This window comes from Dietzia sp. B19 (assembly GCF_014145155.1).
GTDB classification, from domain to species: domain Bacteria; phylum Actinomycetota; class Actinomycetes; order Mycobacteriales; family Mycobacteriaceae; genus Dietzia; species Dietzia natronolimnaea.
On the sequence record NZ_JAALED010000222.1, the window covers coordinates 1 to 5,838 of the forward strand.

The following is a 5,838-nucleotide window of genomic DNA, read 5'->3' on the forward strand; positions in this document are numbered from 1 at the left end:
GCCCCGCGGCGTCGGCGTCGGCGGCGGCGCCCCTCGTCGTCGTCCGACTCCACCGGTCGGGACTGACCCGACCCCCACCCCCTGGAAGGCACGTGCGCACACTCAGGAGCGGGTCCGGACGCCGTCTGCCGTTCGTCGACGTCCCCCCCGAACGCCGGACGCGACGAGATCTGGTCACCGCCGCGGTGATCGCCGTCGTCATGGTGCTGGCGGCGGTCGCCGTGCTGCTGTCCGGGAGCGCGACCGGGTCTGAGCTGCGTGCCGCGGACGCGGAGCAGCCCGAGTACGGCCCGGCCACCGATCCCCCCACGTCGCTCCAACCGCTCTGGATGCACGGCTCCGCCGGGACCGGCCCCCCGCTCACCACCAAGGGCAACCTCGTCACCGTCTCCCCGGACGGGGTGCTGGTCGGCCGGGACGCGGGTTCCGGGGAGGAGAGCTGGTCCTACACGCACGCGGGGCGGTTCTGTGCCGGAGCGTTCTACGCCGATCGACTCGTCGCCGCGTTCGACGGCGCCTCCGGGTGCAGTGACGTGACGTCCCTCGACCCGACCCGCCAGGAGTACGCGAGCACCAGACAGAGTGTGTATCCGGACTCGATGGAACTCACCGGCTCGTGGAAGCACGTCCTGGCGTTCAGCCCGGACCGCCTCGAGATCTGGCGCGACGACCTGGTCCGGACGGTCGAGTACGGGGCCGTGGAGGCTCCGCAGGAGGCCGGGATGCAACCCCGCACCGGGTGCACCCTCGTGACCGCGGATCTCACCGACGAGCGCTTCGCCGTGACGGAGCGCTGCCCCGGCGAGGACTCCGTCAGGCTGACGATCTCGAAGACCGTCCCCGAGGACAATCGCGCCCCCGAGGAGATCGCCTCGGACCCGACCGGTGCCGACGGTCTGTGGATCATCGAGGTGACCGAGCAGGGGGTCCTGGCGCTCCGGAACCAGGGCCCCGACTGGACCGTCGAGTGGTTCACCTCCCCCACCGAACACTCGACCGTGCTCGCTCTGGAGGGTGAGCCGGCCGTGCCGCCCTCGCACGAGTCCGTCTCGGGCGACAGCGCTCAGGTGAGATGGTTCGACGGACGTTCCACGCACGCCTTCGACGGGCCGTCCGGGAGATACTCGTGGACCCTGGGCGGGTCGACGGGCCCCGGACTGACCGGGGGCTGGTCCGCCGACCCCGCGGCCCATTCGACGGGCGAGTGGGTGCTGGTGCCGGTCGCCGACGGGCTCGCGCTCCTGGACCACGACACCGGGCGCGAGGTCCGTCGCCTGGCCGGGCAGGCGGCACCGGGACCGGGCGTGACGGGGCTCGCCCAGATCGGCGACATCCTGTACGAACGCCACGCGGGAGGGATCCGCGCGTACAAGCTCGTCGCCTGACCCCCCGGGGTGGATACGGGAGCCGTGCGGGTCGGCAGGGTCAGACGGCGTACCACTCGATCGCGTCCCTGCGGAACAGCGACACCAGCGCGACAGCGCAGACCACGGCGAGGATCAGACCGGCGAGGTACTGGTCCGATCCCACCCCCACGTACCAGGCCACGAACAGCAACAACAACTCCGCGATCACCACGAGTCCACGGCCCCACCGTCGACCCCGCAACAGGCCCACACCGGCCGCGAGAAGGCCGCCCCCGAGGATCGCGAACCACACCGCGGTGCCGTAGCCACTGATGACGACGGTCTCCTCGCGATGGCCTCCGGCCGCCCGGATGGCGAGGGCCACGGCCACCCCGACGCCGATGAGGCCCTGCGCGGAGGAGATCCACCCGGCCAGGCGCACGGGCGTGGGGATCGCGGTGCGGGGATCGAGGCGATCCGGCGGGGGGCGGTGGTCGTCAGGTCGGCTCACGTTCACCTCCACAGGGTATGTCGCGGTGACGGCCGGGCCCGCACCACCCTTGCGGACTGGACTCCGATTAACCCATTACAGCCTCTGGCGTGCGATTTCGGTTCGATTTGACAACCGGGGTGACCTTTGCCACATCGCGGCGGGAGAGGGTTGACTTGTCATGGAATCGTGGCACCATCATTCGTAACAGCGCAGACGCACATTGTTTGCCTTGCCTTAACCGGGAGCTGCTCCTCACGGAGCGAGCCCTCGGAACGGGTACACCCCCACCACATCACCGGATGTGACACAGCGCGTACGTCCGCGTGCCGATCCTCGCAGATCGGCGCGTCGGCGGCGTCTTCCCGTGTCCGGTTGACCCGATAACGGTCTCGTAACCGTAAGGAGTTCCCATGGACTGGCGCCACAAGGCCATCTGCCGCGACGAGGATCCCGAGCTGTTCTTCCCCGTCGGCAATTCCGGACCCGCCCTCGCGCAGATCGCCGAGGCGAAGATCGTCTGTAACCGTTGCCCCGTCACCTCCGAGTGCCTGGCCTGGGCCCTCGAGTCCGGCCAGGACGCGGGCGTCTGGGGCGGCATGAGCGAGGACGAGCGTCGCGCGCTCAAGCGTCGCCGCGCCCGCACCCGCACCGCGGTCTGATCACCGCCACCTGATCACCGCATTCTGGTGACCGCGATCCCACGGTACGCGGTCCGGTCGGCGACCTGAACGGACGCCCGACCCCACGAGAACGACGAAGGCCGGTTCCCCTCCCGCGTGGGAGGGGAACCGGCCTTCGTCGTGACGGTCGATCGTCAGCCGATGACGGCGATGAGGTCTCCGGCCTGGATGACGTCGCCGGGGGCGACGGCCACCTCGGTGACGGTGCCGGCCGTCTCGCACAACACCGGGATCTCCATCTTCATGGACTCGAGGAGCACGATCGTGTCCCCCTCGGCGACCTCGGTGCCGACGGCTGCGACGACCTCCATGACATTCGCGACCATCTCGGCACGGACCTGTTCAGTCATTCGGATGTTCCTCTGCTTTCCTCACGCGGCGGCCCCCAGACTCCTCAATGCAACCACACGGGGGTTCTCATGGGAGACTTGTACACCGACGAAAGGAGGCGACCATGGGCAAGCGTGGCCGCAAGAGGCGGGATCGCCGCAAGAAGAACGCCAACCACGGCAAGCGTCCGAACAGCTGAGTCCGGACCATCAGAACCGAGCGAGGGGCGGACACCGTGTCGGTGTCCGCCCCTCGCCTCGTCTCCGGTGAGGTCAGTGCGGGTCCCGCCGGTGGACGGTCGTGGTCCGGTGCACCACCGTCGTCCCGTCGGAATCGGTCGTGGTGACCGTGGTGCGTCGGATCTCCACCATGAGTCGTTCCCTCAACCCCGACGGCGCCTTCTCGCAACACGAGCGGGACAACTTGGCCTTGAGCCGCCGCTCCGAGAGGAAGAGTTCACGGCAGGGCGGACACCCGGCGAGGTGATGCTCGAGCCTCGAACGACAGGCGTCGTCGCACTCGAGGTCCACCAGCAGGGACAGGTCGCGCCGGGCGGCCTCACAGTCGATCTGGTCGAGCCGCGGGTCGTGTTCCCTCGTCACTTCGCGCCCTCCGTCCTGTCACGACCGAAGCCACGCTCGGTCGCCACGTCCCGGAGCAGCTCGCGGAGCTGCTTGCGTCCTCGGTGGAGGCGTGACATCACGGTCCCCAACGGGGTGTCCATGATCTCGGCGATCTCCTTGTACGGCAGGTCCTGGACGTCCGCGTAGTACACGGCCATCCGGAACTCCTCGGGGAGCTGGGCGAGCGCGGACCGGATCTCGTCGTCCGGCAGCAGTTCCATCGCCTCGACCTCCGCCGAGCGCAGGCCGGTGGAGGTGTGCTCCGCCGCCGCCGCCAGCTGCCAGTCCGTGATCTCCTCGGTCGGATACTGGGCGGGTTGGCGCTGCCGCTTGCGGTAGTGGTTGATGTACGCGTTGGTGAGGATGCGGTGCATCCAGGCCCGGAAGTTGGTCCCGGGCTTGAAGGAGTGGAAACCCGCGTACGCCTTCGCGTACGCCTCCTGCACCAGGTCCTCCGCATCGGCCGGGTTGCGGGTCATCCGCAGCGCGGCACCGTACAACTGATCGAGGAGCGGCATGGCCAACTCCTCGAACTGTTCGGCGCGTTGGTCGGACTCGTCGGGCTGCAACTCGGTCGGCAACCGGTACTCCTCACCTGTCGATGACCCGGAGTCTATCCGCACGCCGGGGGCGTCGAGGACCGCGGTCCGCATCGCACCCTCCTCTCCCGATCCCGGGGACAGTCCCGGGTACCTGCTCTCCTCAACGCCGTCCACGGTCACGCTATTCCGGCCGGTGCCGTCACTAGGCTGGGCAGGATGAGCCGTAAGCGCACGGGACACGGGAAGTCCGACTCGGCGGCGACCCCCGCCATCGCCGCACTCCGGTCCGCCGGGGTCGACCACGAGGTGCACACCTACGACGCGGGAAACGGCGCGTTCGGCGACGAGGCCGCCCGCGTCATGGGCGAGCGACTCGGGATCGACGCCGCCAGGGTGTTCAAGACCCTGGTGCTCGCCACCGCCCGCCCCCCGGCGGGCACCCGGATCCCGCTGGCTGTCGCGGTCCTGCCGGTCACGGCGATGCTCGACCTCAAGGCGGCGGCCGCCGCGCTGTCCTCCGGGAAGGCCTCGCTCGCCCCCGTCGACGTCGCGGAGAAGGCCACCGGGTACGTGGTCGGCGGAGTGTCCCCCCTCGGGCAGAAGAGGTCGCTGGCGACCGTGGTCGACAGCTCCGCGTGGGATCACCCCACGATCCTGTGCAGCGCCGGCCGTCGGGGGTGGGAGATCGAACTGGCACCCGCGGACCTCGTCGGCCTCACGGGAGCCACGGCGGCGTCGATCGCCGCCCGGTGACGCCGTGCTAGAAGAGCATCCCGGCGGACGGGTCCACCGGCCGGACCAGTTCCGGGCCCTCGTTCCTGACGTTGGAGACCGCGCGTGAGACCGGCCTGATCTCCACCGAGTCGGCCCACTGCCCCAGGTCGCCGCCCGCGCCGTCGACCAGGGCCCTCGGGTCACCGATCACGGAGGGGTCGAGCCAGTCGGAGACCACGGACGGGTGCACCACGAGCGGCATGCGGTCGTGGACGCGGCGCAGCGGTCCGAGCGCCTCGGTGGTGAGGATCGTGCACGACAACTGCGTGACGGTCTGGTCGCCGGGGTCACGCCGGGCCTCCCACAGCCCCGCCATGAGCAGCCCCTCGTCGCCGGGCAGGCTCATGTGGAACGGCTGCTTGGGGCCCGCCCTGCCGCCGGGCGTCGCCGGCTCCCCCGGGACCCACTCGTACCAGCCGTCCATCGGGACCACGCAGTGGCGCCGCGCGACGGCGGTACGGAAGGAGGGCTTCTCGAACGCCGTCTCGACCCGCGCGTTGAACAGGGTGGGCAGCCTGCCCGGGTCCCTGGCCCAGGACGGCACCAGGCCCCAGCGCATGGCACGCAGGATCCGTCGGGGGCCGGCGGGATCGTCGAGGCGTTCGCGCGGGGCGTCCAGGACGAGGGCGGGGACGGTGGTGGTGGGCGCGATGTTGAACCTCGGGGAGACCGGGCCCCGGTCGGGCCACAACCCCGGTGGCGGCGAGGACGCCTCGTCGACGGCATCGAGCTCCACGGCGAGTCGCGCCGGATCCGAGGAGAGGGAGAACCGTCCACACATGCGGTCCATCCTCCCACCCGGACCGGGCGGGATCGGGGTCGATGCGCGACAATGACCAGGTGAGTCATTGGAACGCCCCCGTCGCCGGCACTCCCGTGGAGGCCGTCGTCCCCGTACCCGGGTCCAAGTCGCTGACCAACCGCGCCCTGGTCCTGGCCGCGCTGGCCGACGCCCCCGCCCGGCTGAGCGGGACGTTGCGCAGCCGGGACACCGACCTGATGATCGGGGCGCTCACCGCGCTCGGCACCCGGATCGAGGGCCCCACGGGG

8 protein-coding genes and 1 pseudogene are annotated in these 5,838 nt (G+C 70.6%); 4 read left to right on the forward strand and 5 right to left on the reverse strand.

The features are described from left to right. The first annotated feature begins 92 nt into the window (after positions 1-92). Positions 93-1,385, forward strand: coding sequence for a hypothetical protein (locus G6020_RS07415; RefSeq protein ID WP_182610186.1), 1,293 nt, complete (start codon positions 93-95; stop codon positions 1,383-1,385). A 40-nt stretch (positions 1,386-1,425) separates the two neighbouring features. On the opposite strand, the gene G6020_RS07420 is transcribed toward G6020_RS07415, so the two are convergent. Further along, a complete protein-coding gene (locus G6020_RS07420; protein ID WP_338404193.1) occupies positions 1,426-1,857 on the reverse strand; it encodes a hypothetical protein in 432 nt (143 codons plus the stop codon). Between the two features lie 392 nt (positions 1,858-2,249). On the opposite strand from G6020_RS07420, the gene G6020_RS07425 reads away from it, so the two are divergent. Beyond that, positions 2,250-2,498 carry a WhiB family transcriptional regulator gene (locus G6020_RS07425; protein ID WP_179524794.1) on the forward strand — a complete coding sequence of 83 codons (249 nt, stop codon included), beginning with the start codon at positions 2,250-2,252 and terminating at the stop codon, positions 2,496-2,498. A 155-nt stretch (positions 2,499-2,653) separates the two neighbouring features. Here G6020_RS07425 and G6020_RS07430 read toward each other — a convergent pair whose 3' ends face one another. The 3 genes from G6020_RS07430 to G6020_RS07440 form a co-directional block, all read right to left on the reverse strand. Beyond that, positions 2,654-2,869: a biotin/lipoyl-binding carrier protein gene (locus tag G6020_RS07430; protein ID WP_017836613.1), complete on the reverse strand. Its 216-nt coding sequence runs from the start codon at positions 2,867-2,869 to the stop codon at positions 2,654-2,656. Between the two features lie 252 nt (positions 2,870-3,121). Continuing rightward, on the reverse strand, positions 3,122-3,451 hold the full coding sequence (locus G6020_RS07435) for a zf-HC2 domain-containing protein (protein WP_179524793.1): 330 nt from the start codon (positions 3,449-3,451) through the stop codon (positions 3,122-3,124). Beyond that, on the reverse strand, positions 3,448-4,125 hold the full coding sequence (locus G6020_RS07440) for a sigma-70 family RNA polymerase sigma factor (RefSeq protein ID WP_179524792.1): 678 nt from the start codon (positions 4,123-4,125) through the stop codon (positions 3,448-3,450). The genes G6020_RS07435 and G6020_RS07440 overlap by 4 nt, the downstream gene beginning before the upstream one ends. 105 nt (positions 4,126-4,230) lie before the next feature. Between G6020_RS07440 and G6020_RS07445 the strand changes: the two genes are divergently transcribed. Then, positions 4,231-4,767 (forward strand): YbaK/EbsC family protein, encoded by a 537-nt coding sequence (locus G6020_RS07445; protein WP_182610187.1) that lies wholly within the window; start codon positions 4,231-4,233, stop codon positions 4,765-4,767. A gap of 7 nt (positions 4,768-4,774) precedes the next feature. On the opposite strand, the gene G6020_RS07450 is transcribed toward G6020_RS07445, so the two are convergent. Beyond that, positions 4,775-5,569, reverse strand: coding sequence for an SOS response-associated peptidase (locus G6020_RS07450; RefSeq protein ID WP_182610188.1), 795 nt, complete (start codon positions 5,567-5,569; stop codon positions 4,775-4,777). A 41-nt stretch (positions 5,570-5,610) separates the two neighbouring features. Here G6020_RS07450 and G6020_RS07455 point away from each other — a divergent pair. Next, positions 5,611-5,838, forward strand: a pseudogene (locus G6020_RS07455) (3-phosphoshikimate 1-carboxyvinyltransferase); the annotation flags it as partial.

What these genes read in the sequence shown, in the direction of transcription:
- G6020_RS07425 (WP_179524794.1), top strand. Translation starts at nt 2,250, where the DNA reads ATGGACTGGCGCCACAAGGCCATCTGCCGCGACGAGGATCCCGAGCTG.
- G6020_RS07430 (WP_017836613.1), bottom strand. Translation starts at nt 2,869, where the DNA reads ATGACTGAACAGGTCCGTGCCGAGATGGTCGCGAATGTCATGGAGGTC.
- G6020_RS07440 (WP_179524792.1), bottom strand. Translation starts at nt 4,125, where the DNA reads ATGCGGACCGCGGTCCTCGACGCCCCCGGCGTGCGGATAGACTCCGGG.
- G6020_RS07445 (WP_182610187.1), top strand. Translation starts at nt 4,231, where the DNA reads ATGAGCCGTAAGCGCACGGGACACGGGAAGTCCGACTCGGCGGCGACC.
- G6020_RS07450 (WP_182610188.1), bottom strand. Translation starts at nt 5,569, where the DNA reads ATGTGTGGACGGTTCTCCCTCTCCTCGGATCCGGCGCGACTCGCCGTG.